Source organism: Streptomyces sp. NPDC091377 (assembly GCF_044757045.1).
Lineage (GTDB): Bacteria > Actinomycetota > Actinomycetes > Streptomycetales > Streptomycetaceae > Streptomyces.
Genome location: NZ_JBIVUE010000023.1, coordinates 49310 through 74568 on the forward strand (window position 1 = coordinate 49310; position 25259 = coordinate 74568).

Sequence of the window (25259 nt, forward strand, 5' to 3'; positions counted from 1 at the left end):
TGGTATCGCGAGCCGGCCACCCATCATTAGTGAGCCGCATGCCCTTCGACCAGGGTGGCGACGAGGACGCCGATGGCTAAGCGCAGCGGAGTCGGCGTTCGTTTGCTGAGGTGAGAGCCCGATCAGCGGAGGACCCAACCGGGTCAGCGGAGGACCTTCCCTGCTCGCCACTGCTTGCTGAGCTCCTGAGCCTGCTGGCGGAGGGCGTACTGCTTCTCTTCCGGATCGGCCCAGCAGGTCGCGAAGATCATGTAAGGGGTTTCGCCGTAGGGCACGAACCCGAGCTGCGCCCAGGTCTCGCGCAGCCGGTCACGAGCGCGAGCCCATTCGTCCTTGCTCATGCCCGTCGCGTCGATCGGGCTGGGGTGCACCATGACCGCCCCGCAGCCACCGGCAAGACGGCGGAAGCTGTCCGCGGCGATCATCGGCGCGAGGTTGAATCCGCGCCACGCAGCCTCGAGTTCTGCCTTGTCCAGCACGAGCAAGTCCTCGCCGCCGAACTCGGCGATCTGCTCGAACTCTTCTGTGAAACCGTTGTGCTCGTCGTTGTAGACGGTCTTGGCGATCTCGTAGAGGTTCTGGGACTCTTCCTCCATGGCCCAGAACGGGTTCTGCGAGCCGCCCCAGCGGATCTTGACCAGCTCTAGCACCCCGACCCGCAGGCGATGGACGCAGCCGTCGTCCTCATCGACATAACCGCCCGTCTCCTCGGTCCGGTTCCACCGCTCGATGCACCGATCACACGGAGGGATGCTCTCCAGACCGAAGTCCTCGCCCAGGTGGGCAACCACCCTCCACTTCTCCAGGGTGTCCTCACGATCGCTGTTGTCCAGCGACGCCTCCAGCTCGTACGTCAACTGGATACGGCCGGGGTCACACGGCATCTCGCTGAAGGAGCGCCTGGGAGCAGCTCAAGAAGTCACCCGCCCAGCGTAGCCACGGACTGGCAGGCGTCCGTGCGAGAAGGCGCCGGTAGGCTGGCGAGGCCCTACAAGCGGCACAAAGGGCCTGTTCGGGTGAGTCTGCGCACCGCGGGGAGCTGTTCACGGGGGGCTGGACGTTGTGCTGTACGTGAGCAGCTGCACGTGCGACTTCGGCGTCATCACAGGACCGGCGGGAATGGCGGCCGGCTTCCTGCACCGCGTGCAGGCCCGGCCGGCAGACGGCAGGAAGCCTCCGCGCAACGACGGCACCTGCCGGGACGTGCTGGGCATCCTGTCCGGTCGGCTCAAGGGCAGCGGACCGGTCCCGTTCGAGTTCGTCCACTGGGCCGATGAACTGGGTGTGCCGGTCGCCCGTCTGCGCGCGGTGGTCGCCTGGCTGGTCGAGCACGAGTTCCTGGCGCTGGACGGAGACGTGGACGGCATCGCCCGCTTGTGGGTGAACCCGTCGGTGGCCTTCGCACCGCGAACGGACCCGAGGGCGGTTGCCGGCCGCCATCGCTTCCCCTACATCACGACCGCTCCCGAAGGCACGGCCGCCGAAGAGCCCGTGATCATCCATCCGTACGACGCGGCGGAATGGGACGCCGTCTACCAGCAGCACCTGCACATGATCGAGGCTCCCTTCTGCTTCTCCTCCACAGGCTGCGTCCCCGCACAGCACGGCGGAGGCGCAGGGACGTTCGCCACGTGCCTGTCCGCGCTCACCGGCCTCTCCCGGGCCGACCCGTCGGCCGGCTGGTGCGCGGCCGTGATGACCTCCATGAACCGCGCGGCCGCCCACCTACCGCCCAGCGCCCAGGACACCCTGTGGGAGTCCGGACCCGATGTGATGATCGCCGGAACCCTCCAGCCCTCCGGAACCACCACAGCGACGGCAGGCGGCGGCTGGACCCTCAGCGGCCGGTGGCCGTTCGTCAGCGGCGCCGAACACGCCCAGTGGGCCCTGCTGTGCACCACCGTCACCACCCGGGAGGGTGAACGGGAGATGCGGTTCCTCCTCGTCCCGCGTACGGCCTGGACCATCGAAGCGACGTGGGACGCGGCCGGGCTGCGCGCCACCGGCAGCCACACCCTCACCATCCGCTCGGCACACGTCCCGGCCGACCGCTCCTTCCCCCGCGCGAGCCTGCTGAGCCCCACCACGGGCCCCGCGCACGAGGCCGTCAGCGGCCTCTTCTTCGCCGCGCCGCTCCTCGGCGCGGTCCAGGCGCTCCTGACGGCGTGGACGGACGCCGCCCGCGGGCGCCCCGCAGCGTCCGCCGGATCCGCGCGGGACACCGACCTGGCCGTCGCCCTGTCCGCCGGGCAGACCGACGCAGCCCACCTTCTCCTGCACCGCGCGGCCGCCACCGCCGACCAGAACCCCCGGCCGGACGGCGAGCTGACCGTCCGCTGCCGTCTCGACTGCGCCACCGCGGCCCGTCTCCTCAACGACGCGGCCAACCGGCTCTTCCATGAGGCCGGAGTCCACGCCACCAGCCGGGGCGGCCCGATCCCGAGACTCTGGCGGGACGCGAACACCGCCGCCCTCCACCCCGCCCTCCACCTCCAGCCGGCCGCCCGCGCCCACGCCGCCCGCACCACAGCCCGCTGAACCACGAAGGCCCCGCACCCCCGGGCCGGCGAACCGACCAGGGGTGCGGGGCCGCAACATCACAACCAATAGGGCTGGGGCTACTCGCCAGCGGGCACCCTCAGCCGCACCTCGGCGCTGTTCTGCTCGTAACTCCGCTCGGACACCAGGACCAGCTTCGCGTCCTCGTGGAAGCCGCGCAGCGTCCTCGCCCCGCAGCTGATCATCGTGGAGGTCAGCTTCGCCCGGGTCAGCGCCACCTGGTCGTAGAGACTGCCCGCGTACGGCACATAGCCGTCGACGCCCTCCTCGAAGGCGATCGCATCCGACTGCCCGTACCGCGCGGCGTTCTGCGCGCGGCGTGACCCCTCGCCCCAGTACTCCTTGAAGTACTGGCCCTCCACCTGGACCTTGCGGGAGGGCGACTCGTCGAAACGCGCGAAGTAGCGTCCCAGCATGATGAAGTCGGCGCCGATCGCCAGCGCGATCGCCACATGGGAGTCGCTCAGCAGACCGCCGTCACAGCAGACGGGAACATAGATTCCCGTCTCGGCCGCATATGCGTCCCGTTCCCGGACCACGTCGATCAGCGCGGACGCCTGACCCCGGCCGATGCCCTTCTGATCGCGGGTGATGCAAATCGACCCCCCGCCGATGCCGACCTTCACGAAATCGGCTCCGGCCTCCGCAAGATACCGGAACGCACGGCCCTCGACGACATTCCCCGCGCCGACGAAAACCGTGTCCCCGTACTTCTGACGAATGAACGCGATCGTCTCGGCCTGATACTCGGAATAGCCGTCCGAGGAATCCAGACACAGAAGATCGGCGCCTGCTTCGACCAGCGCCGGAACCCGCTCCTCGAAATCCCGGGAATTGATCCCCGCACCCACCCGGAACCGCTTCTGGGCGTCGATCGACGCGTGCTGGAACGTCTTGTGCGCCTGGTAGTCCGCCTTGAGCACGAGCGAGACGAGCCGGTCGCCGTCGACGACGGGCAGCACGTCCAGCCGCTCGTCCCAGATCACCTCGTTGGCCTCCGACAGCGTGATCGACGGCGGCGCGGTCCGCAGCGCCTCCCGCCGGCGCATCCGGGTGGTGACCGCCTGGTCCGCGCCGTGACGCCGGGTGTGGAAGTCCTCCACGCCGATGACGCCGAGAAACGCTCCGGCCGGGTCGCCGTCGTCGGTGACCACGGCCAGGCCCTGATCCGCCTCGGCCAGCAGCAGCGCCACCTCGCCGAGCGTGGCCGTGGGCTTGACGGCGACCTCGCTGGTGCGGAACCCGGCCCTGTGCGCCTTGACCTGCCGCACCTCCTCCGCCTGGGAGGCGACCGACTGGTTCTGGTGGATGAAGGACAGGCCGCCCATCTCCGCCAGGGCGACCGCCAGCCCCGGCGACGACACCGCCTGCATGATCGCGGACACCAGCGGCGTCGCGACCCGCACCGCAGACGTCTCCCCCACCCGGTGCCGCACCAGCGACGTCGTCAGATCCACGTTCTGCGGCGTGCATTCCCTGGTGGTCAGGCCGGGCAGGAGAAGGAATTCGTTGAGCGTACGGGAGGTCTCTTCGAGAATTTGCACGTGATCTCCAAGGAGGAACCTGCCAACGCACTCCGGCGGCAGGCTCTGACGGGCACAGCATCCATCGGCCGACCACCGCGCACGGCAAAAGAAGGAATCCACCCAGAAAGAATCATGGGCGCGCGCACAGGATGTGGGGCCGGTACAGCCGGGAAATGAGGAACCGCGACGAAGACGGCATCCCGCAGTCCACGGTGCTGCACAGGCGCTAAATTGCATTACGCCATACGGGAGGATACCGCACCGGGCGCACCCGGCCGGCCGCCCGAGATCCCCGAAATACCCTCCGCGCAAGGCATTCTGGCCGAAAATACGCGTGCCCGTACCCGCCCGGCCAGGAGACTCGACATGACCCGCACCATCGTCATCGGAGGCAGCGTCAGCGGCCTGGCCACCGCCCTCTTCCTCTCCCGCCGAGGCCACCAGGTCACCGTCCTCGAACAGGACGGCCACGCGCTCAGCCCGCACCCCGACGACGACTTCCTGCCCTGGCGCCGCCCCCGCGTCCCCCACGCCGTCCAGCCGCACGGCCTCCTCGCCCCTGTCCGGAACGTGCTGCTCGCCGAGGCCCCGGACGTCTACGCCGCCATGCTCAAACTCGGCGCCCGCGAGCGCCACGAGTTCGACTGGTTCGACCACCACCCCCCGCACCAGCCCGGCGACGAGCAACTGGTCACCGTGCAGACCCGCCGTCTCCTCCTCGAAATCGCCCTGCGCCGCGCACTCGAACGGGATCACCCCGCAGCCCTGATGACCGGGCAGCCGGTGACCGGACTGACCATCACCCCCGCGCACGGCACCCCCCGCGTCACCGGCGTGCGCACCCGCCGCACTCACCGCACCGCGGACCTCGTCATCGACTGCTCAGGACGGCGCACCCGGGTACCGCACTGGCTGGCCGACGCCGGCTGCCGGTCGCCGGCAGCCGAGTCCCACCCGACCGGCGTCAGCTACTACTGCCGCTGGTACCGCGGCAGGCCCGGCCACGCCCCCACCGCCCGGGTGAAAGCGGGGTCGACCGCCTCGTTCGGGATCGGCCAGGTCTTCCCCTCCGACAGCGCCACTTTCGCCCTCTCCTTCGTCCTGTCCTCCACCGACCCCACCCGCACCGCCCTCCTCGACCCGAGCGTTTTCGAGGCCGCCGCCCGAGCCTTCCCCTCCATGAACGCCTGGCTCACCGGACACCCCGAGCCTCTCTCCCCCGTGCTGGCCATGGGCGGCCTCACCAACAGCTGGACCCCCCTCGCCGACGGCTCCGGGCCCGTGGCGACCGGCATCATCAACGCCGGCGACGCCCTCGTCCACACCAACCCCACCCTCGGCCAGGGCGCAGCTCTCGCCCTGCGCACCGCCCAGCAGACCGCCCGCCTCACCGGCCGGCACCCGGACGACCCTTCGGCGCTCGCCGCCCGGCACCACCAGTGGACTCTGCGGGAGCTGCGGCCCTGGTACGAGCACCAGGTCACCTCGGACCGCGCCTACGCGGAGCGCCTGCGGGCAGGCGCGGCCGGCGACACAGTGCTGCCTCCGCCCGAGGCCGCGGCGATAGAAGCGTCCGCCTGGGACGACCCGGTCGTGATGCGCGCGCGGGCCCGGGTACGCCACCTCATGATCTACCCCGACCAGGTACTCCAACAGCCGGGCGTACGGGACCGCATCGGCCAATGGATCTCCGCACACCCTCGCTTCACCGGCGGATTCGACGGCCCCGACCGAGCACAGTGGGAGTCGATCACATCGCCCTCGCGTCGGATCCCGTCGCCTGCGGAGGATGACACCTGATCGACATCCGTACTGCCGAAAGCAACTCATGTACGAACAATTGGAGTGTGGGCCCCGGAGCTGACCCGGCCGACCCGGAGGACGATGTGCGACGCCGAGACCATATGACCGGAGCGGCGGGGACCAGCGCCGCGCTCCTCACCCCCGCATCCGCTCAACCAGCGCAGGACAGGCGGAGGACTCTTGCGCTGCCATGGGACAGAGCGCTGCAGCCTCGATCCTGAGGACAGCAGCTACAAGGTCCAGCGCTGGGTGCGCCCGTCGGGGGTGGTGTAGCTGACGGTCTGCTGGTTCGTGGTGGCTTCGATGGTGAACCACTCGCGGCGCGGGCGGTTGAGGACCTGCCACAGGCGGTGGGCGGTTTCGACGGGTTCCCACAGGTCGCGCGGTCCGTCGACGGTCACCCTCGGTGGCCCCTCGGGCAGGTCGGCGATCTGGGCTGCTGAGCCGTCGGCGGGGTCGTAGAGGGTTGTGACGTGCAGTGCGTCGGCGGTCCTCGCGTAGGTGCGGATGAGGCCGGGGGGCAGGTGGAGCTGGGCGAAGAAGGAGAACGTCCAGTCGTCGAGCGAGCGGCCCGACAGGCAGGTGTCTCTGGAGGGGCCGGTCACGGCGTCGGGTACCTCTCCGGATGGCGGTGTGCCGTCCCTGAGCGGCATGAACGCGGCAGGCGTGTGCAGGATGTGGCCTGCCGCAGTGCCGTCGGGGAGTTTGGTGAGTCGGGCGACCATCCCGCCCGCGAGGGTGCCCTTGATGGGTACGACCATGATGCCGCCGGTGCGCAGACGGGTGAGCCAGGCGGGTGGGATGCGGCGTACGGAGGCGGTGGCGATGATCCGGTCGTACACCGTGCCGGCAGGAAGGTCGCGGGCGGCGTCGCCGTGCAGGACGAGCGGGTCGAAACCGGCGGAGTTCAGCCGCGGGCCTGCCTTGCTGGTGAGGTTTCCGGTCCGGTCGACGGTGGTGACGTGCCTGTCCCCGGCGAGGATGCTGAGGACAGCGGCGTTGTAGCCTGTGCCGGTCCCGGCTTCGAGGACCTCGTGCTGCTCGTGGACATCGAGGGCGTCGAGCATGTCCGCCATGAGCCCCGGCGCTGTCGAGGACGAGGTGGGCACACCGGCCACTCCCCCGCCGGGTGCGTCCTCGGCGTGGATGTCGTCGACCTCGGTGATGAGGGAGTCGTCGGTGTAGACGGCTGCGAGCCAGGCGTCCGCGTCACCGTCGGTGCGCCGCCACGGGATGAAGCGGTCGCCCTCGCGCCGGTAGAAGACGGGGACGAACAGGTGGCGTGGGACGTTGAGAAAGGCGCCGGCGAGGCGCGAGGAGAGCACCACGCCGCTGCGGTCGATCTGCTGTGTGAGGGAGATCCGGGCGTCGAGGAGGCGCTGTTCTTCGGGGCGTGTCACGGGCCGGTGCCTTCCAGGTAGTCGCAGATCGCGGCGGTGATCGGCAGTCCGGTCGCCTGTTCGATGAATCCGTACTGGCCGCTCGGGTTCACTTCCAGGAACCGCCAGTCGCCCTCCGGGGTCACCACGAAGTCGAAGGCCCCGTAAGGCAGTCCCAGAACACCGAGCATCCGCAGGACGCCGGCCGTCACCTCGGCGGGCGGCTCGCAGACCTGGTAGCGGTGGCTGTCGTAGTCGCTGCGCCAGTCGATGTGCCCCGCTTCGGAGCCGGCGTGGATCTCGGCCGCGAAGAGCGTGGTACCGACGGCGGTCAGCCGGACCTCGTGTGCTTTGGGCACCCATTCCTGGAAGAGGTGGGCGGTGGTCGCGATGTCCGGGTGGGGCAGGTCACCGGGTTGGACGATGCTCGCGTACACGGCGGCGCTCTGCCCGTCGACGGTTCCCCTGACGGGGAAGAACGGCTTGTAGACGAGGGGGCCGCCGACCGTGTCAGCGAAGTCGCGGGCCACGCCGGGATCATTCGTGATGAGCGTCTGCGGAACGCTGAGCCCTGCTTGCGCGGCGACGCGCAGTTGGAGCGGCTTGTACTCGGCGTCGGCCGCCTTCCCCGGCGGCGGGAGCCAGCGGCACGGGAGAGCGGTCAGCAGGCCGCCGAATCCGAGACGGGCCTCGGTCTCGGCGACCTTGCGCGCTGCGGCGGACATGCCTTCGGGAAGTCTCGGCCGGATGGGACGGCGGTAGTAGACGGAGCGGACCGAGGCGAGGTCGAGCGTGCGGCGGTCGCCGGCCAGGGTGCCGTTCCAGCGGTCCCCGTGGAGGGACGCGGCGAGGGTGAGCTTGAGCGGGAAGTCGGCCATGTCCGCCCGGAAGACAGGCACGCCACGGCGGTTCAGCTCGTAGACCACCAGGTCGCACGTCGGGTCGAAGCGACCCGCGAGGACGAGGATCTGTCCGGCCTCGGGCATCAGTCGTCGCTGGGCCCGGGATCGTCCGGCGCGTCCAGCTCGCCCGTCGGCTGCGTCGGTCCGTAGGTCTTCGGCGGATTCTTGGTCATGTAGACGCCCGGTGGCAGACCCTCGTACGTTCCCGTCTGCGTGTCCTTGTCGTAGACGATATCGCCCGGGAAGATGCCACCGGTAGCTGCGACCGGTACGAGGAAACGGAACGCGAACGGTGACGGCCCGTCGCCGACGGACAGCTCCGGCATCGCCTGGGCGCCGTCGGGACTCAGTGGCAGCCGCGACTCCGGCGCATCGAGCGCGACACCTGCGCGACGGCGGCCCTCAACCGTGATCGGCATGGCTTCTCCCCTCTTCTCCATAGAACAGGAAGTGCTCGTTCTCCCCACCACAAGGCAGGAGAGAAACATACCGACGAGACTCCCACCGGCAGATTGAGTGAGAATGAGCCAACGGCCATACACGGCCCGTGATCCGGTCTCCACAGGAGGCAGTTGTGCCCTCACGTGTTTGCTCGGTTCACCCGTTCGTTTCCGCCCCGACGGCTGTCCCGGCCCCACCAAGGACAGCGTCCTTGACCTGGACCAGGCCGTCGCCTTCAACATGTTGTGCCAGCCGGTGAGGTCATCGAGCACGGAGCAGTACGCCTTTCCCCGGGACGAGCTCAGCCCGTTCCGGCATCAGCGGGCGTTGCGGGTCGCCGAGAGGGTGGCCTGGCGGCTGCGGACGGGCGGTCTGGTCGCGGGGCGGCTGAAGCTGACGGTCGGCTACGCGGACGGGAGTTCCACGGTCCGCAGCCGTGCGATGGGTGAGCCGACCGCGCGCACCCCGCCGCTCGCCCGCACCGCGCGGGTTCTCTACGGGCAGCTCGGTCTGCAGCGGGCCCGGGTCCGGTCCGTCGCGCTGAGGGCCAGCGAGCTGCGCGACGCCCAGGGCGCGGCGGCGCAGTTGACGTTCGACCGGGCTGTGGAGGGGGTGCGGGTGCTGGAGGAGGTGGCGGACCGGGCCCGGGCCCTCTGACGTCTGCGCGGTCTTCAGTCTCCCGGGCCGGGACAACCACGTTCCTCACCGAGACCGCCACTACCTCGGCGTGATGGGCAAGCACACGGCTTGACATCGCTGATTCCACAGAATGATGCGGTTCACGGCGCCCTCGATGCTGCCGGAACTCCAGTCCAGGGTGAGCCCGCCCGTCACGGCGTCGAGGCCCCGGAGCAGGTGAAGTGGTAAGCCGGTGCGCCCGGGCAACCGGCTGCCATCGACTGCGTCGACCCAGGCAAGGAACGTGCTACCGAGACGGCCGCTGAGTGTCTCGCCAAAGTCCCGGACGTGCCCGGCGGCCGTGTCCAGTTCGGGGCAGCGGGCCAGGACGTGCGTCAGGCAGGTACGGAAGGCCCACCTGCTCTACCACGCCGCGGCCTATGACGTACTGGCGGTAGGTCAGCCGGCCCTGGGCACGTGGCCCGGACCGTGAAGGGCTGGCGGACAGCCTGGTTCCAGGCACCTGTAGTCAGCTGCCGCCGCGCAGATAGGTCTTCTGCCACTCGATGGAGGTCATGCCGAGTGCGGCTTCGGCGAGGTTCTGGGCTGCGGCGGTCTTGAGCTTGGCGAGGCTGCTGTCGATCCAGGGCTGGACGTTGGAGCAGCCCTGTTCGCGGTACTCGACGGCCTGGAGGAGGCATTCGAGTTTGTCGGCGTCGTGAGCGCAGATCACTTCGAGGGAGTCGCCGTTCTCGTACTCGTGCACGATCTCCTGGGCGCCGGCGCGTACGGCGGGGTGTGCGGCGGAGAGCTGGTCGGCGGTGACGTCCTCGTTGGTTGTGGCGGTGAGGTAGCGGCGGCCGATGTGGGGGATGTCACCGACGCGGGTTTCCTGGGTGTCGTGCCAGAGTCCGAGGAGGGCGGTCCTGGCAGGGTCGGCGCCTTCCATCATGGCGAGGACGGAACCGATGAGGGCGACTCTGAAGCTGTGTTCGGCGATGGTCTCGGGGTCCTTGACCCCGGCGATCCACCACCCGGTGCGCTTGGCACGCTTGAGCATCCCCATCTCCAGCAGGAAGCCGGTCGTGCCTTTCGCGTGCTCCGGCTGATCTGTGTCCGCCATGAGTCTGTGCCCTCCGGTTGGTCATGTGCGGTTCTCGCCTAGAACGTAGTGCACGGTGGAGAGTTCCCGCCGTGATCGCGGGGAAATCCCCCCGTGGTCGAGGAGCCTGGCGGTGTGGGTGTGCAGGGTGTCCGTCAGCGCGGGGTCCGCGAGCGGCAGCCACATGTGGGTGGTCAGCAGGGCCCAGAGCGTGTGGATGTACAGGTCGATGTAGGCGGGTGCCTGGTGAAGTCCCGCGGCGAGGCCGTGCAGGAGGCGTAAGGGCTCCCAGTTGCCGTCCCTGAGCCGCATGAAGCTGTCGTCCGGCTGGGGTTCGCGGATCGACCCGAGCCAGTAGGCCCAGTAGTTCAGGTTGGCGGTCTCGGCAGCGTCGTGGCCGGCGATGGACCTGTCGATGAAGTCCATCAGGGGCCGGCGGTCGCCCAGCCGGGCGAGGGCGGTGGCAGTCGAGCGCGCGGTCGGCCACAGCGGTGTCCAGCCACGCTCTGCCACGAGGTCGCGGCGGTCGTGCAGCGCTTGGCTCATCCATGCGGCGGCCTCAGGTGTGCGGTCGTAGGCACACAGGTAGAGGGCCTGGCGGTGCAGGAGCAGCCCGCCCTGCCCCTTTCGCGCGGCCGACTCGGCCATGTCCTGGAGGCGGGAGAAGAAGGCGCCTCGTTCGGCTGCGGGCAGCAGGGGGGCTCTGGCGACGGGGCCTCGGCGTGCGGCTGCCGGCCTGCGTGCGAGGCCGGGCGGGACACGTCCGTTCAGGGCCCAGGCGATCATGTGGGCGGTGTCGCGGGTGTGTACCCAGTCGGCGAGCGGGTGCGGTCGCGGGGCTCCCTCCTCGGGGCGGACCGTGGCGGCGATGATGCGGTCCGCGTCCATCGCCGGATCAAGCAGATGCAGGACGTGAGGGTCTGATCCGAGCGCCAGGAGACGGCGCCGCAGATCCAGCAGGGCACCGGCCTTCATGTTCGCCAGGGGCCTTCGCCCGCTCTCCCAGCCCTGCCACGTCGTGAGATCAGCGCCCAGCGCTTCCGCCATGGCCACCTGGGTGCGGTCCGCACTCTCACGGGCGATACGCAGGACGTACCCGGCGATCGCTCCCGCTGCCGCACGCCCCTGTGCGGCTCGTCTCACGGCCATGCCGCCCCCTGTGGCCTCCGGTCGGCGAACCCGTACCCGCAGTCAGTTCTACTCCACCCACGGTGACCGTAGGTTCGGTTCAGGACAGGAACCGCCGGCAGAAGGAGTCCCATGGCGATGACCACCGCGTTCGAGACGACTCCACCTCCCTGGGGTGTCCGCCACCTCGCCCCGTATCCGACCGTCACCTCCTGTCCCCACACGGCCGTCACCCTGGATGCCGACACCCAGCTCGGTGTCTACACCGACCGGGACGGGCGCGTGATCGAGATGGGCAAGCACGGCACCGCGAAAGCCACCGAGACGAACACCAAGACCAACCTGGACTCCGCGCCGGACCAGGGACACGACCAGGACGATGAGCAGGACTGAGCGTGTCCGGGAACAGGCCGGTGCTGGTGGTCACCGAGACCGACGATGCCACCGCCGACATGGTGATCACCGAGCTGAACCGGCGCGGCGTGCCGGTGGTCCGGTTCAACCCCGCCGACATCGGCCGGGACCTGACGGTCTCCGCCCGGTTCGGTACCTGCCCGGCCCCTCCCGTCGGGCAGGTACGGACCCCGTCCAAGGCCGCTGCGCTGGACGGGGTCCGCTCCGTGTACTGGCGCCGCCCGGTCTGGCCCGCGTTCGGTCACCTCGGCGCGGACGACGCCCGCTTCGCGGCGGCGCAGGTCCGCTACGGGCTCGGCGGTATCCTCCACGCCCTCGACGGTCCGCTGTGGGTCAACCACCCCCTGCGCAACGCCGCCGCGGACTACAAGCCCGTCCAGCTCGCCGCCGCCCAAAGGCTCGGGCTCACCGTGCCGGACACGCTGGTCACCAACGACCCCGCTGCGGCACGGGACTTCATCGAAAGCCACCAGCGAGTGATCTTCAAAACGCTGCGGTGGACGCCCTACCGGCGCGACGGTGTCCCGCTGACGGGATGGACCACACCGGTCACCGCGCCCGAGATCGACGAGAGCGTACGGGCCGCCCCGCACCTCTACCAGGCCGCCGTGGACAAAGTGGCCGATCTCCGTGTCCTGGTCGCCGGGCAGCGCGTGTTCGCCGTACGGATCGAGTCCGGGATGCTGGACTGGCGCCAGGACTACTCCGTCCTGTCCTACCGCCCCGTGGAACTGCCCGCCCGGGTGGAGAATGCGCTCCTGGCGTACCTGGGGCACTTCGGGCTGGTGTCGGGAAGCTTCGATCTCGCCGTCGACCGGGAGGGCGGCCTGTGGTGGCTGGAGCTGAACCCGAACGGCCAGTGGGGCTGGCTCCAGGAGTCCACTGGCCTTGCGATGTCCGTCGCCTTCGCTGATCTGCTGACCCGAGGAGCCACATCATGACCGGCATGTCTCTGGAGCGTCGCGCGCTCGCCGACCGTCTCACGCAGGCCGGTGTCCTGGTCAGCCCCCAGTGGCGGACGGCCGTGGAGAGTGTTCCCCGGGAGCTGTTCCTGAATCCGGGTGTGTTCCTGCCCGCGGAGGGCGGCCGGTGGCGTCCCGTGACTGCCGTCGGGACCGACCCCGGGGAGTGGCTGCGGATCGCCTACCGCGACGAGTCCCTCGCCACCCAGCTCGACGGGCACCTCACAGCGGACCAGACCAGCACCCCCGTGACGGGATCGCCCACGTCGTCGTCCACGACCCCGGTCACCGTCGTCGGCATGATCGAGCAGCTGGACGTGCAGGACGGAGACCGGGTCCTGGAGATCGGGACCGGGACCGGCTACTCCACCGCCCTGCTGTGCCACCGCCTTGGTGAGGACAACGTCACCACCGTCGAAGTCGACCCGGCCGTGGCCCGCCGCGCGGACGCCGCACTGGAGACGGCGGGCTTCTCCACCTGGACCGTCACCGGCGACGGGCTCCTCGGCCACCCCCGCCGGGCCCCGTACGACCGGGTCATCGCCACCTGCGCGGTACGCCGCATCCCCTACACCTGGATCCGGCAGACCCGCCCCGGCGGAATCGTCCTGGCCACGGTCGGCGGGTCCTGGCAGTACGGCACCGGGCTCGCCAGAGTCACCGTCGAGCAGGACGGCACCGCCGAGGGCAGGATCGTCGGCCGGTCATCCTTCATGCAGGCCCGGTCCCAGGCCGAAGTGCCCCTCGGCGGGGACCTGTCCGCCCGGACCGCCTACGCCGACAGCGAGCGCGCAACCACACTGTCCCCGCTCCTGCTGGAGGAGTGGATGCCCGCGTTCCTCGCACAGCTCGCCGCCCCCGGAGCGCAGTTCAGCCGGGCCACGTCGCAGGACGGCAGGCAGCTCCTTCACCTCTTCGACCCCGACCGCGAGTCGTTCGCGTCGTTCACCAAGGACCACGGCGTATGGACGGTCCGGCAGGGCGGCCCGCTGCCGCTGTGGGACACGATCGAACAGGCCCTCACCACATGGCAGGACGCGGGAAGCCCCGACATCACCACCGTGCGGCTCCGCGTCACCCAGGAAGCTCACACCTACTGGTTCGACCAGCACCCCTCTCTGCGCTGGCGGCATCACCTCCTGTGAACGAGCCAGAATGGCCGGCAGCCGCAGGCACCACGCTGCCGGACCGGAGCCTCCACGGCGGTCGGGCGGCATGGGAACGACGAATCGCTGCCCCAATGGGCGCGGCACTGCGGCGAGAACATAGGGCGGCCGTAAAGGTGGCCGCATCACCGACGCTCCCGACCTGACCGCAGTCGAACTGCCGCTCGTCCTCACCGCGATCAAACGGGCGGTTTCACCGCATTCCCGGACAACACCTTCCGCTACGGGCCGCTGTCTACCGCCAAGGTGGCGAGGACCGACAGGAGCAGCACGCCGAACGCCCCCGCCGGTCAGGTGGAACGCCTCCCCCGGACCCCGTCGTACTCACGGCGGGCAAGACGGGGCCAGCCCGGCCACGGCCCGGGCCGCGCGCCGCTGCTCACATCGACTGTTCACTGGTCCTTGACCGGTACGGAGTCAGAAACCGGAGACGCGGACAACGGTCACGGTGACGACGCTGGGGCTCACCTCGTAGCGGACGATCGCGATTCTGCCGATCGGGGCGTCCCGCCGGTCCCGGCTGCCCCGGCCCCGCTGGAAACGCAGCCTTGGGGGTCCCGGGCAATGGCGGCGCTCTTGGCGTCGAACACTTTGCGGTCCGCAGCCGAAAGCGCGTTACGGCCCGCCCGCGCCACGTCGCTGCAGGCGAGGCGATAGCTCATCCGGCGCTCCGGTACTCGTCGTCACCGAGGTCTTCGGCGAAGGTGACGTCGGAGAAGTCACCGGACCGGATGCGGCTGAGGATGGCTTCTTCGGCCGCATCGTTCTCCGTAGGGATGTTCATCGCCCAACGGCCCAGAGTGAACCGGAGTTGATCGGGCGACGCGTTCTCGACGTCCTCGATGAACTCGTCGCGCAGCCCTTCGGGCAGAGCCTCGCGCACACCGCGGATCGTGGCGGGTACCTGTACCGGTCCGCCCTCCATGTACATGGTCTGCTGATGGCCGGCCATACGGGTTCCCTGCCTGTCCGTGCGGGCGCCGTCCCCCGGCAACCTAGAAGTGTGACGGTTACGGTGCACCCCTGTCAGCCCAGCACACGGGAACTGCCGGGAGCACGCAGCCAGGGCGTGCGCCCCCTGCGGGCGGCAGGCACGTCCGCTCCGTCTTCAGACAGCAGACCGCAGGCCAGCGGTGGCGAAGGCCCATGGCGGCGGCAACACCCTTGAGTGCGCGGCGCGGCTGACGACGCCGATGGCACGGGGACCGGCGCCCGGGGTGGGTGACCGTCGGGGTGATTCCTCAAATCGGCCGGGGCCGGTGCACCGAATTTCGCACGGTCGGCCTCTACCGGATCGGCATCCACACCCAGTTCGGCACCCCCTACGACGGCATCACCTACGCCCAACGTATCGCCCCCACCCGCCTCCCCACCGCCGAACGGCAAGCCCACTACCACACCGACAGCGCGCTCATGTGGCACAAAATCGGGCGACCCGGCCGCGTCTACGCCGGCCTCCGCGCCATCGAGCATGTCGCGCCGGAAGAACTCCGACGCCCCTCCCTGCGCACGGTCACCACCGACCTTCTCTACACCCGGCAGTCTCAGAAGCTGCCCGGCATCCGCGCCTTCGCCGCCCGCCACGGCGCCCTTCGCTCAATCCGCCTCAGACCCGGTGTGGAGGCGCGCGACTGTATGACGTGCGCGCTGCAGTTGCTGCGGGCGCCCCCGCTGCGTGCGCCTACGGGGCAGCCTGTGCGTCCTACGCTGGGGTGAATGGTGGGTGCGGCGAGTGCCGTGCCGGTGGGGATGGAGAGGATCTTCCGTATGCCCGAGGACAGCGGTTTGAGATGGACCGTCCGCAACGAGCAGCGGGTCGCGGTTCCGGACACGGTGGACGGGATCCGGGCCGCGCTGTCCGAGGAGCAGCTGGTCCGCTTCGAGGAGGAGCTGGGGCGGGCGACGGCGGAGACCGTGGCCAGTGTGGTGCGCCACTGGGTTCTCAACCTCGCTTCGGATCCGGAGGACGAGGACGAGTTCGCCCGGCTGGAGGCCGAGAACCGGGGGCGGGGGGCGGTGTGAGCGGATATCGCATCGCCTACGCGCCGGTGGCGGAGGCGACGCTCAAGCAGTACGCGGGGCCGGCCGGTTTCCGCAGGGCGATGGCCTCGACGCTCGGGCACGATCCGTACGGGCACGGTTCCAGCCCGGTGGGTGGGGAGAGGGATCGGCGAGAAGCAACCGTCGCCGGTGTCTTCATCCGCTACTACGTCGCGGCGACCGTCGTGAAGATCACGGTGGTGCGGATGGTGCCCCCGCCGTGACGGGAGGACGTGGTCGCTTCTGTCAGGACGCCTAAGTCCGGCTGGTGATTGTGGCGCGGGGAGGCAGTGGAGCGGATCAGTGGTGGCCGTGGGAGAAGTACCGCGAAGTACACCTGTGGAGCGACCACAATGACGGCATCACTGATCCGGAGCCCTGCGAGGTCCGTCTGACGGATACCGCTGTGGCGTTGCCTGCGACCAGTGCCCCTGTCGCGGTGGTGAGGCTCCGGGAACTCGGTGAGGTCACGGAGGAACACTCAGCCGGCCCTCACGCTCAGGATTGTGCAAGTGCGCCTGCGTGAACGCCAAGCGGTGACGTGAAAGTGCTCCTGGTCACCACGAGTGGGTGGCGCCTTGCCGCGCGCTGTCCCGAGTGCCTCGTGGTGGTAATGCTGGACGGCATCCTGGGCCTGCAGGACATGACGGATAACCTGCAGGCCGTCGGGCCGGTTGGCGGTCTGAAGGAGTGCGGGTGCGTCACCTTCGGCACGATGACATCGCACGCGAACGGCCTGCAGCCGGCCGTGCTCGTCACCGCAGTGAGCAGGAGGACCTCACGAGCGGACTCCCCTCGACCCCCTCGACCGTGCCGCCGCGAGCAGCGTTCATCTCCGGGACTGACCGTGAGTCGGGAAAGCGCTGCACTTGCTTGCGTGAGGTGCGTCGGCGAGTTGGTCGACCGCATCGCCCGCCGCGGGTGTGCCGTCGCACGGATGTCGTTGAGTGTCCATGGCGGTCAGCCGACGGCCGTCCAGTTCCAGGGGCGTGGTCCGTTCTCTCCCCTGATGCAAGCGAGCCGGTGCCGTGCCTCGCGCAGTGCACCGGGCGACTGAGCGGCAGTCTGGAAAGCGAATCTCACCAGGCGCAGTTCCCTGATGCCGCGGAGGACGGGGTAGTGGTCCCAGGTGCGGACATCGGAGCCGTAGGCGTCGGCGAAGTTCCGGTAGGCAGCCGGGGCGAGGGTGCCGAAGGTGTCGGCGGCGACGGCTGTGGAGGTCAGGTCCCATTGGGGTGGACCGAGCGCTGTGCGTTCGAAGTCGAGGAGGGCGACGCGGCCGTCGGGGAGGGCGGCCGTGTTGCCCGGCCTTCACTAGGCTCTCTGAAGTTGTCGGATTCGATGGCGGCGGAGGGGACTTGAGCGACGTGACCGAGGATGGCTGGAGGGTGGACTTCTATGACTTCCTCAAGCCTGCACCGAGCCTGCCCGACGAGTACCTCGCATCCTTCGGTGACCTCCACGAACGAGCCGCGCGAAACAAAGCTCGGCACGGCACGCCAATCATCATCCCTCCGCACGGGGTGCTGCCTGATCCTCGCCTGAACCTCTTCTTCCGTGTGCGTCCCATGACGGGGCGGAAGCCCAGGACGTGGCGGCGCTACGCGATGACGCTGGTGGTGTGGCTCAACTTCCTCGACGCGGTCGGACGCGATTGGGCGGAGGTCACACCGCAGGACATGGAGGCGTTCAAGGACTGGCGTCTGACCGATGTCCGCAATCCCGAACGCATCCAGCCGGGGAGCTTCGACACCGACCGTGCCGCCCTGAACACCTTCTACTCCTGGGCATCGGGGGCCTATGCGCTGGTCAATCCCGTTCCCAGCGTCTCGACGGCCGAGCAGGACGAGCGTCAGGAGCAGGAGATCGGTCCGGATGGTCAGCGGCGCGGCCGAGACGGCTTCCGGCCGACGGGGGCGCGTCGGCGCCAGGTGAAGTGGCTGCTGCGGGCGGCCTTCGAGCAGTGGCGGGACATCGGCCTGCGTGGCTACGGGTTTTATGGGCTGAGGATTCCGGGCTGGCGTGGGATGAACGAGGACCGTGACGCGGTGTTCGTCGACGGCCTGTACGGCACTGGCCTGCGGCTGCAGGAGTGGGCGAGCGTGCTCGACCTCGAGCTGCCTGTAGGCGCTTCGGGGAACTTCCCGAAGGCATGGCTGGCAGCGTCATGCATCAAGGGGACGAAGAAGGAGGGACGCGCCTACCGCATCCCGCGCCGGGTGCTCCGCGACATCGTGGCGTACTGCGACCCTCTGGAGGGGTCACGTACCGAGGCGATCCGGCGCGCCCAGCGTGAGGGCCGATTCCAGCGGTTGCCGTACCTGCGGATCGTGACCGGCTACAACGCGCGCACCCGTACGCTGCGCGTCGAGGGAACGCCGGAGAGCCTGCTGCCGTTGGACACGATCGGCCCCGACGAGCGGCGCCTGTTATTTCGCCGCACAGCCCAGGGGCTGGAGCCCCTGGCACTGTGGCTGGCCCCGAGTGGCATCCCGAAGAAGCCGGACGGCTGGGAGGACACCTTCCAGGCGGCCAACGCGAGGATCGCCGAGAAGTGGGTGCAGTGGACCGCTCCGGAGCTCAAGGGACAGGAGCGCGAGCTCCGCAAGGAGTTGTGTCCTCTGTGGGCCCGCCCCCATATGGCCAGGCATTCTTTCGCCCTCAAATGGTTCTCTCTGCTGTCGCTCGTGTGGCAGCCGGCGGTGGAAGGCTTCACCACCCAGGAACTGGCGGATCTGCGTGAACAGTTCGGCGACGTCTGGTACGCGCTTGCCACGCTGCTGGGCCACGACGACCCTGCGGTCACCAAGGACGTGTACCTTGAGCCGTTCACTTCTCTGCAGGTCGACTACCTGGTGTCGCTACTCGACGAGGAGGAGCAGACTGCGGTGGATGCTCTGGTCCGTACCGTCGCCACGGCTGGCGGCCGGACTCTGCTGCCGGTCGGACCGGCTGCGAACCGGGTGGCAACGGCATGAGGGCGGGGTCTCGCGGAGGGCGCAGGGCTGCTCTTCCGCCCCAGGGATGGCAGCGGCCCGAGCGGCTGCTCGCGGACGGCAAGGGCACCACGGTGCGGTTTCTGAGCCAGTCCGGTGACCAGGAGCGGATCTTTGACTTCATCGACACACGGACCCGGCAGGGCGATCTCGTTGAGATCGAGGCCGGGATCCAGCAGTGGCTGGCCAGGGTGTTCACCCGCAAGACGTCCGTACGCTCGGGCGTGACCCGCCTCGGCGGTGCCGCCGGCGTCTACCGGTCGGCCGTGCGTCTGGCCCAGTACGTCTCGAGTCTCAGCCCGTCACCGCAGGGACCAAAAGAGATCACGCCAGCTCATATGCAGGGCCTGTGGGAGTTCTGCGGACGTACGCGGGCGCACCGCACCTATCTGGAAGGCATGCGATCTCTGCTTCGCGACGATCCGGACCTCCCCGTGGAGTCGCTGCGTGTGCTGTTCGCCGAGCGGCTGCCGGAGAGCGAGGACCGGGAGGCGGTTCTCGCCTACTCCGACGAAGAGATGCAGCGGATCATAACGGAAGTGCGAGGTGATGTCCGACGGGCTCGAGACCGGGTGCGAGCCGGGCGTGCCTTGCTGAACCGGTTTCGCTCCGGGACGATCACTGATGCAGGCCAGGACCTGGAGATCGGGCGATTGCTGGATCACTTCGACCGGACCGGAGACCTCCCCCGGTACGACGGTGGCGCGCTCACTCACGCGGCATCGCGCTGGGGCGGAATGACCGGGATCGGGCTGCGCCTGTGTCTGACGGTGGACGAACTCACGGCGTTCTGTCTGCTGCTGACCGCGCTGACCACGGAAAACTTCGGCACGGTGGCGGCGTGGCCCGCCGTGCACTACCGACCCGATGGCGGCGCGGAGGGCGGCATTGCGCTGGTCGAGTCGGTGAAGCCACGACGCGGTCCGGACCGCGAGCACATGGTGACGCCGCTGGAGGATCTTCCTTCGGGTCTCGGCCCCCTGCTGCAGGACCCGGGCGATGATCTCCCGTTGTTCCGCTCGCCGTTGCGGGTCTACCGGCTGTTGCTGGAACTGAGCGAGACGTCACGCCATCACGGCGAGCACACACTGGCGCTCAGCGGGCTCATTCCGATGCGCAAGAGTGCGGCAGACCGGTGGGCCCAGGGCGTGCGGGCGTCCTACATTGGAAAATGGGCGGTCCGTCACGGTTTCCCCACCGGTCAGAGCCTCGCGGGCGGGCCGCCACCCGTGGAGGCCGGACGCATCCGGCAGCCAGGCATCGAGCACACCCGCCGCCCGGCCGCGCACACCCGGCGCACGATGAACGACTACTACCTCAAGCGCAGCCCGGAGGTGCAGCGTGAGAGCCGGACCATCGTCGGCGAGGCACTGCGTACGGAGGTGACCAAGGCCCGCGCGCGACGCGTGATTCCCGTGGTATCCGCCGCCCTGGTCGCCAAGGCCCGGACGGACTTGGTGACCGCGGCCGCCGAGGCAGATGTGCCGCCCGAGGTCCTCCGGCAGATGATCGACGGCCGGAACGACACCGCAGCCACCGCCTGCACCGACCACCGAGCAGGCCCCCACACACCCCCTGGCAAGCCGTGCAACGCCTCCTTCCTGGCCTGCTTGGACTGCGAGAACGCACGGGCGCTACCGCATCAGCTCCCCGTACAGATCGAGCTGCGCGACCGGCTCGCGGCCCTGCGGTCTCACATGGACCCTGACGTGTGGCGTGTCCGCTTCGAGCGCCCGCTGGACCAACTGTGCGATGTCGTGAGCCACTACAGCACTGCGGAGCAGGAGCAGGCCCGCCGGAACCTGACCGGTCCGCAGCGGCAGCTGGTCGACGACCTCGCCATGGGAAGGCTTGATCTTCGATGATGTCCCGCACCAACATGACCGTCGCCGTCCGGGTCGAGGACGACGGATGGCCGCTCGGCGACACGGTCGTCCTGCGCAGCCGGCGGGTTCGCCGAACCTCCGCAGGCACGCGCATGGCCCGCTTCGACGACGATGTCTGGCCCCTGACACCGGCGCACCCCGACGCGCACGCCCAGTCGATCAACCTGTGGTGGACCACCTATCCGACCACCTCAGCGAACCAGTTCAGAACCTTCGTCCTCGCGGCTCTCGACCACCCGTACCCCGTCGCGATCACCGGCCACAAGACGATTGATCGGGCTGGTCCGGGAACCGTGCGGTTGTGGTTCATGCGCCTGCGGGCCTTCGCCGTCTGGCTGGACCACCGCGGTGTCGAGCGGCTGAGCGAGGCGGACGACCAGGTCCTGGAGGACTACCTCGACCATGTCCGTGCCACTTCCGCGAGTCCGGAAGTCCGGCGCCAGCTCCTCGGCGCGGTCCGTGCTCTGTGGGCCTATGCGGAGTTCCTGCCGGATGTCTGCCGCCTCTCAACCAATGACCCGTGGAAGGGCATCCCGGTCTCGCAGCTCGCCGAACGCCCGGCCCCCGGCCGCTTCAACGCAACCCCGAGGATCGCCGAGTCGACGATGCAGCCGCTGCTGGACTGGGCATTGCGGATCGTTGAGGACATGGGGCCCGACATCCGAGATGCCTGGCGCTACTTCCAGGCATTGGAGGCCGGAGTCCACCCCAGCCAAGAGCCGTACCGAGACCTACCGCCCCGGGAACGCCTACAGCTCTTCGCACAGGCCGCGGCCCGGTCTGGTGTCGCACTTCCCGGCAACCCGAAGAAGCAGCCCGGGGAAATCAGCGACTCCCACCTGGGGCTCGAACCGCGACGCCGGACTGATCATCTCGGTGGACAGGCCAAGGCCGTCGCGGCCCGGCTCGGGCTGCCCATTGCCGACGACTGCTTCATCGGGACGGTCACGGGCCTCGTCAACGACGTTCCCTGGCGCGACCGGGAAATCACGGTCGCCGAGCTGCCTCGGCTGGTCCGACACGCAATGGCGGCTTGCTTTGTGGTGATCTGCTACCTGACAGGAACTCGCCCCGGGGAAGTCCTGACGCTACGCAGAGGCTGCCGGGACACGGACGAGAACAGCGGCGAACTCCTCATCCGCGGACGCCCCGGCAAAGGAAGCGACCGAACCCCGGACACCGGAGCCGACACAGAGGCTGCCGCGAAGCCGAGCCAGCCGTGGGTCACGGTCCAGCCTGTCCACGAGGCCATCGCCCTGCTTGAGTCGCTCCACGACGCTGACCTGCTCTTCCCCGCCGAGCTGCTCACGAACAATCCTCGCTCTGTCGGATTCGCCCAGCGATCGAACCAGATGAACGACGGCATAGAGTCCATGGTTGCGTGGATCAACGACACCTTCGCCACCCCCGGTGAGCAGCCGCTGATCCCGCCGGACCCGTCGAAGAAGCTGCTTGGATCGCGATTCAGAAGGACCCTGGCGTACTTCATCGTGCGCCGCCCCCGAGGACTCATCGCTGCCGCGTTGCAGTACGCGCACATATCCACCAAGGTCACGCTCAATTACGCGGGCGAAGGCGACACGTCGTGGATGGAGGATCTCGCCGTGGAGAAACTGGAGGTGGTGCTCGAGCAGATCGATGACGACTGCACACTCGCGGAGGACGGCGAGCATGTCAGCGGCCCGTCCGCAGCCGAGTACCGGACGCGGTTGGGCCGGGTCGCGAAGTTCTCCGGACGCATAGTGAGCAGCATCCGCAGTGTCGAGCGGCTGCTGCACCAGGCGGATCCGGACATCCATCATGGCGAGGGCATGACATGCGTGCACCGCGCGGAGACCGCTGAGTGCCGCATGGAGAAGGTCACGTTGGGGCTCCCCGCCGGCAGCGGCCCGGACGAGTCGTTCTGCCGGACCTCGTGCCTCAATCTCGCCTACACCGACCGCGACATCATGCAGCTTCACCGGGAGCTCGCGGACTACGAAGCGACGGCGTCGGACGCACTCGCACCCCGCCCGCGTCGCGACCGGGCAGCCGCGCAGGCCAGGGCCGCACAGCAGGTCATCGACCGGCATGAGGCAACCCGGCCCTCCGGCGATGTGGAGGCCAAGGTCGTATGACCCGAAGGACACGTGACCTGGAGGCCGAGCGCGCCACCATCCAGGCCGCTGCCGCGCGGCTTTTGGCCGGCACCCCGCTGAGATCGAAGACCGGGAAACTCACCGGAACCGAGTTGATCACCGAGTGCGGACTGCGTCGAGACGTCGTCTACGGCGACCACAAATCCCTGGTCGAGGAGTTCCAGGCCCGCGCACGCAACCAGTCCGTCACCCCCGACGTCGTACGCGAAACCGCCGAGCAGAACACCGCGCTCAAGGAACAGGTGGCGGCGCTCAAGGCGGAACTGACCGTCGAGCGCGAACGGAGCAAAGCACTGAGCCGCATCGCCGCCGAGCTCTCCCTGGAACTGCAACAAGTCCGTGAGGAAAGCGACTCCGCGTACGAGGTGAGGCAACTGCCTCGCTCCCGCAGCCCACGGCGCTGACCCCTGCAGACACCTTGGCGGTCTCGCCCGCGGGCCACGGTGTGCGATCGGATGTGCCAAGCTCGACCCGTGGACACCATGGCCGAGATCCTCAAGACAGCCTGCGGCCAACTCGGCATCGATGCGACGGATGCCGAAGTGCTCTGGCAGGGCGAGAATACGATCTATCGGCTACCGGGAAGCGTCGTCGTACGCATTGCCCGAGTCGGCCAGCACGAGGCCGCAGCACGGGAGATACACGTCGCTCGTTGGCTCGCCGAGAACGGAGTGGCAACGGTCGAAGCCCTCCCATTGGAGCAGCCGTTGCTGGTCGAGAGCCGACCGGTGACCTTCTGGAAGGAGCTGCCACCGCACCGCCCAGGCACCCCTGTCGAAACCGCCACCATCCTGCGACAACTCCATGACCTCCCGGTTCCCGACGCCCGGAGCTTTGGCCGCCTGGCTCCCTTCGTACGCCTCCGGGAACGACTGAGCACAGCGACAGCCCTCATACCCGACGACCGGGAATGGCTGCTCAGACACCTTGCGTCCCTCGAAGGCCGGTGGGCGGACGGGCTGCCGGCAGGGCTGAGCGAGACAGCCGTTCACGGCGACCTGTGGAGCGGGAATCTTGCCGTGTCGGACGACGGAATGGTGCGACTCCTCGACCTCGAACGGTTCTCCATCGGACGCCCCGAGTGGGACCTGGTCTCCACCGCCATCAAGTACACGTCCTTCAATATGATCGGCGAGAACGACTACCACGCGTTCGTCGACACTTATGGATTCGACGTCACCGAGTGGCCTGGTTATCCACTACTCCGAGACATTCGCGAACTCCGCATGATGAGCTATCTGGCACAGCTCGCCACCGAGCAAACACGGTTTACCAGTGAAGCTCAATTGCGCGCCGATTGCCTGCGTGGTCGCCGCGGCCCTAGACCATGGACGTGGACCGCTTCACCATGACAGCACCACCAAACGTTGAGGCGTCCTTCAGTACGGCGCCCAACAGTTTTGCAACCAGAGCCGGGTCCAGCACAGCTGACGTACGGCTACCACACTCAAAGCGTTAAGATCACCAGCCCAGCGCGCCTGTGCCGAAATTGCACAGAGAGCGCCCACCGAGTCGGCGCATGACGACCTCATGGAGTACGAAATGGAAGTTTCCAGTCTCGTCGTAGCGATCTTTGCCGCACTGATCTCGATCGGTTCAGCCTTTGCTGCATGGAGGGCCGTTCGCCCCCGCCCCAAGCTCAAGGGCTCAGTCACCTTCGCTTGGAGCAACGGATTCAGTTCAATCATCCCTGATCTTCCTTCTGGACGTATCGTTGGTCTCCATATCTTGCTGACCAACTCTTCGGTTCACCCAGTACACCCGCTACGATTCGAGCTGGAAGCCAAACGAGCTGAACAGTGGATTCCAGGGACTCGCATTCAGAACTGGCAGTCATCTCCGGTGGAAATCCGGATCGGCAACAACGATATCTCGCTAGATCAGCAGCACCTGGTGGACTGGCCGCCACGTCCAATCCACCATGGCGCACCGATGATGGGATTCATAGTCCATCTCGTTCCCGGTATCACCTCAGAGGAAGAGATTGACGCCTACCGCGTGACGGTGACAGACGTGTTCGGCGGTCAAATCACCTTCGATAAGGACGCTGCCCCTGCGCATACCTACAGCGCGTCAAGAACTAGCGGCTTCACGGCAGTGGAGGCCTTCAGGCACGCTGGCGCCAGCGTGACTGTAATTCCCTGAGCACTTGCCCGGGCCAGATATGGACCGCGCCATAGCGACCGTTTATATCTGGGC

Annotated in this window: 23 protein-coding genes and 1 pseudogene; 15 read left to right on the top strand and 9 right to left on the bottom strand. The window is 68.6% G+C overall.

Annotated elements, in window-relative coordinates:
* Positions 1–143: 143 nt before the first annotated feature.
* Positions 144–857: a hypothetical protein gene (locus tag ACIQNG_RS33965; protein WP_401490464.1), complete on the bottom strand. Its 714-nt coding sequence runs from the start codon at positions 855–857 to the stop codon at positions 144–146.
* Positions 858–1071: 214 nt separating this feature from the next.
* Here ACIQNG_RS33965 and ACIQNG_RS33970 point away from each other — a divergent pair, with 214 nt between their 5' ends.
* A complete protein-coding gene (locus tag ACIQNG_RS33970; protein ID WP_401490466.1) occupies positions 1072–2538 on the top strand; it encodes a hypothetical protein in 1467 nt (488 codons plus the stop codon).
* 80 nt (positions 2539–2618) lie between these two features.
* Here ACIQNG_RS33970 and ACIQNG_RS33975 read toward each other — a convergent pair whose 3' ends face one another.
* Entirely contained in the window at positions 2619–4103 is a 1485-nt protein-coding gene (locus ACIQNG_RS33975; protein WP_401490570.1) for an IMP dehydrogenase, read from the bottom strand.
* 348 nt (positions 4104–4451) lie between these two features.
* On the opposite strand from ACIQNG_RS33975, the gene ACIQNG_RS33980 reads away from it, so the two are divergent.
* Positions 4452–5885 carry an FAD-dependent oxidoreductase gene (locus ACIQNG_RS33980; RefSeq protein WP_401490468.1) on the top strand — a complete coding sequence of 478 codons (1434 nt, stop codon included), beginning with the start codon at positions 4452–4454 and terminating at the stop codon, positions 5883–5885.
* A gap of 233 nt (positions 5886–6118) precedes the next feature.
* Here ACIQNG_RS33980 and ACIQNG_RS33985 read toward each other — a convergent pair whose 3' ends face one another.
* Genes ACIQNG_RS33985 through ACIQNG_RS33995 form a run of 3 tightly spaced genes read right to left on the bottom strand, consistent with a single transcriptional unit; the run spans position 6119 to position 8588 of the window.
* Positions 6119–7288: a protein-L-isoaspartate(D-aspartate) O-methyltransferase gene (locus tag ACIQNG_RS33985; protein WP_401490470.1), complete on the bottom strand. Its 1170-nt coding sequence runs from the start codon at positions 7286–7288 to the stop codon at positions 6119–6121.
* The gene (gene tgmB / locus ACIQNG_RS33990; protein ID WP_401490472.1) at positions 7285–8253 is read right to left on the bottom strand and encodes an ATP-grasp ribosomal peptide maturase; all 969 of its coding nucleotides are present in this window, start codon (positions 8251–8253) and stop codon (positions 7285–7287) included. Before tgmB (ACIQNG_RS33990) ends, ACIQNG_RS33985 begins: the two co-directional genes overlap by 4 nt.
* A complete protein-coding gene (locus ACIQNG_RS33995) occupies positions 8253–8588 on the bottom strand; it encodes a hypothetical protein (protein ID WP_401490474.1) in 336 nt (111 codons plus the stop codon). Before ACIQNG_RS33995 ends, tgmB (ACIQNG_RS33990) begins: the two co-directional genes overlap by 1 nt.
* A gap of 169 nt (positions 8589–8757) precedes the next feature.
* Here ACIQNG_RS33995 and ACIQNG_RS34000 point away from each other — a divergent pair, with 169 nt between their 5' ends.
* Positions 8758–9267 carry a hypothetical protein gene (locus tag ACIQNG_RS34000; RefSeq protein ID WP_401490475.1) on the top strand — a complete coding sequence of 170 codons (510 nt, stop codon included), beginning with the start codon at positions 8758–8760 and terminating at the stop codon, positions 9265–9267.
* A gap of 490 nt (positions 9268–9757) precedes the next feature.
* Here ACIQNG_RS34000 and ACIQNG_RS34005 read toward each other — a convergent pair whose 3' ends face one another.
* Complete coding sequence (locus ACIQNG_RS34005; protein WP_401490477.1) at positions 9758–10351, bottom strand: HD family hydrolase; 594 nt, start codon at positions 10349–10351, stop codon at positions 9758–9760.
* Positions 10352–10372: 21 nt separating this feature from the next.
* Positions 10373–11479, bottom strand: a complete 1107-nt coding sequence (locus ACIQNG_RS34010) for an XRE family transcriptional regulator (RefSeq protein ID WP_401490479.1) — start codon at positions 11477–11479, stop codon at positions 10373–10375.
* A gap of 111 nt (positions 11480–11590) precedes the next feature.
* Between ACIQNG_RS34010 and tgmA the strand changes: the two genes are divergently transcribed.
* Genes tgmA through tgmC form a run of 3 tightly spaced genes read left to right on the top strand, consistent with a single transcriptional unit; the run spans position 11591 to position 13979 of the window.
* Positions 11591–11851, top strand: coding sequence for a putative ATP-grasp-modified RiPP (tgmA, locus tag ACIQNG_RS34015; protein ID WP_401490481.1), 261 nt, complete (start codon positions 11591–11593; stop codon positions 11849–11851).
* 2 nt (positions 11852–11853) lie between these two features.
* Positions 11854–12813, top strand: a complete 960-nt coding sequence (gene tgmB, locus ACIQNG_RS34020; protein ID WP_401490483.1) for an ATP-grasp ribosomal peptide maturase — start codon at positions 11854–11856, stop codon at positions 12811–12813.
* On the top strand, positions 12810–13979 hold the full coding sequence (gene tgmC / locus ACIQNG_RS34025; RefSeq protein ID WP_401490485.1) for an ATP-grasp peptide maturase system methyltransferase: 1170 nt from the start codon (positions 12810–12812) through the stop codon (positions 13977–13979). The genes tgmB (ACIQNG_RS34020) and tgmC overlap by 4 nt, the downstream gene beginning before the upstream one ends.
* Before the next feature lie 679 nt (positions 13980–14658).
* Here the strand turns inward: tgmC and ACIQNG_RS34030 are convergent.
* The gene (locus ACIQNG_RS34030; protein WP_401490487.1) at positions 14659–14952 is read right to left on the bottom strand and encodes a hypothetical protein; all 294 of its coding nucleotides are present in this window, start codon (positions 14950–14952) and stop codon (positions 14659–14661) included.
* Between the two features lie 281 nt (positions 14953–15233).
* Here ACIQNG_RS34030 and ACIQNG_RS34035 point away from each other — a divergent pair, with 281 nt between their 5' ends.
* From ACIQNG_RS34035 to ACIQNG_RS34045, 3 genes are read left to right on the top strand one after another with little or no spacing between them, the layout of a single operon-like run.
* Positions 15234–15716, top strand: a complete 483-nt coding sequence (locus tag ACIQNG_RS34035) for a hypothetical protein (RefSeq protein WP_401490488.1) — start codon at positions 15234–15236, stop codon at positions 15714–15716.
* A 51-nt stretch (positions 15717–15767) separates the two neighbouring features.
* Positions 15768–16022: a hypothetical protein gene (locus ACIQNG_RS34040; protein WP_401490490.1), complete on the top strand. Its 255-nt coding sequence runs from the start codon at positions 15768–15770 to the stop codon at positions 16020–16022.
* A complete protein-coding gene (locus ACIQNG_RS34045; RefSeq protein WP_401490492.1) occupies positions 16019–16264 on the top strand; it encodes a hypothetical protein in 246 nt (81 codons plus the stop codon). Before ACIQNG_RS34040 ends, ACIQNG_RS34045 begins: the two co-directional genes overlap by 4 nt.
* A gap of 736 nt (positions 16265–17000) precedes the next feature.
* Here ACIQNG_RS34045 and ACIQNG_RS34050 read toward each other — a convergent pair.
* Positions 17001–17336, bottom strand: a pseudogene (locus tag ACIQNG_RS34050) (aminoglycoside phosphotransferase family protein); the annotation flags it as partial.
* A 71-nt stretch (positions 17337–17407) separates the two neighbouring features.
* Here ACIQNG_RS34050 and ACIQNG_RS34055 point away from each other — a divergent pair.
* The 6 genes from ACIQNG_RS34055 to ACIQNG_RS34080 all read left to right on the top strand — a co-directional run bounded on the left by ACIQNG_RS34055 (position 17408) and on the right by ACIQNG_RS34080 (position 25205).
* A complete protein-coding gene (locus ACIQNG_RS34055; protein WP_401490572.1) occupies positions 17408–19018 on the top strand; it encodes a site-specific integrase in 1611 nt (536 codons plus the stop codon).
* 92 nt (positions 19019–19110) lie between these two features.
* Complete coding sequence (locus ACIQNG_RS34060; RefSeq protein ID WP_401490494.1) at positions 19111–20901, top strand: hypothetical protein; 1791 nt, start codon at positions 19111–19113, stop codon at positions 20899–20901.
* On the top strand, positions 20901–23039 hold the full coding sequence (locus ACIQNG_RS34065; RefSeq protein ID WP_401490496.1) for an integrase SAM domain protein: 2139 nt from the start codon (positions 20901–20903) through the stop codon (positions 23037–23039). Before ACIQNG_RS34060 ends, ACIQNG_RS34065 begins: the two co-directional genes overlap by 1 nt.
* A complete protein-coding gene (locus ACIQNG_RS34070; protein ID WP_401490498.1) occupies positions 23036–23464 on the top strand; it encodes a hypothetical protein in 429 nt (142 codons plus the stop codon). Before ACIQNG_RS34065 ends, ACIQNG_RS34070 begins: the two co-directional genes overlap by 4 nt.
* A 78-nt stretch (positions 23465–23542) precedes the next feature.
* Complete coding sequence (locus ACIQNG_RS34075; protein ID WP_401490574.1) at positions 23543–24412, top strand: phosphotransferase enzyme family protein; 870 nt, start codon at positions 23543–23545, stop codon at positions 24410–24412.
* 178 nt (positions 24413–24590) lie between these two features.
* Positions 24591–25205, top strand: a complete 615-nt coding sequence (locus ACIQNG_RS34080; protein ID WP_401490500.1) for a hypothetical protein — start codon at positions 24591–24593, stop codon at positions 25203–25205.
* Positions 25206–25259: the final 54 nt, after the last annotated feature.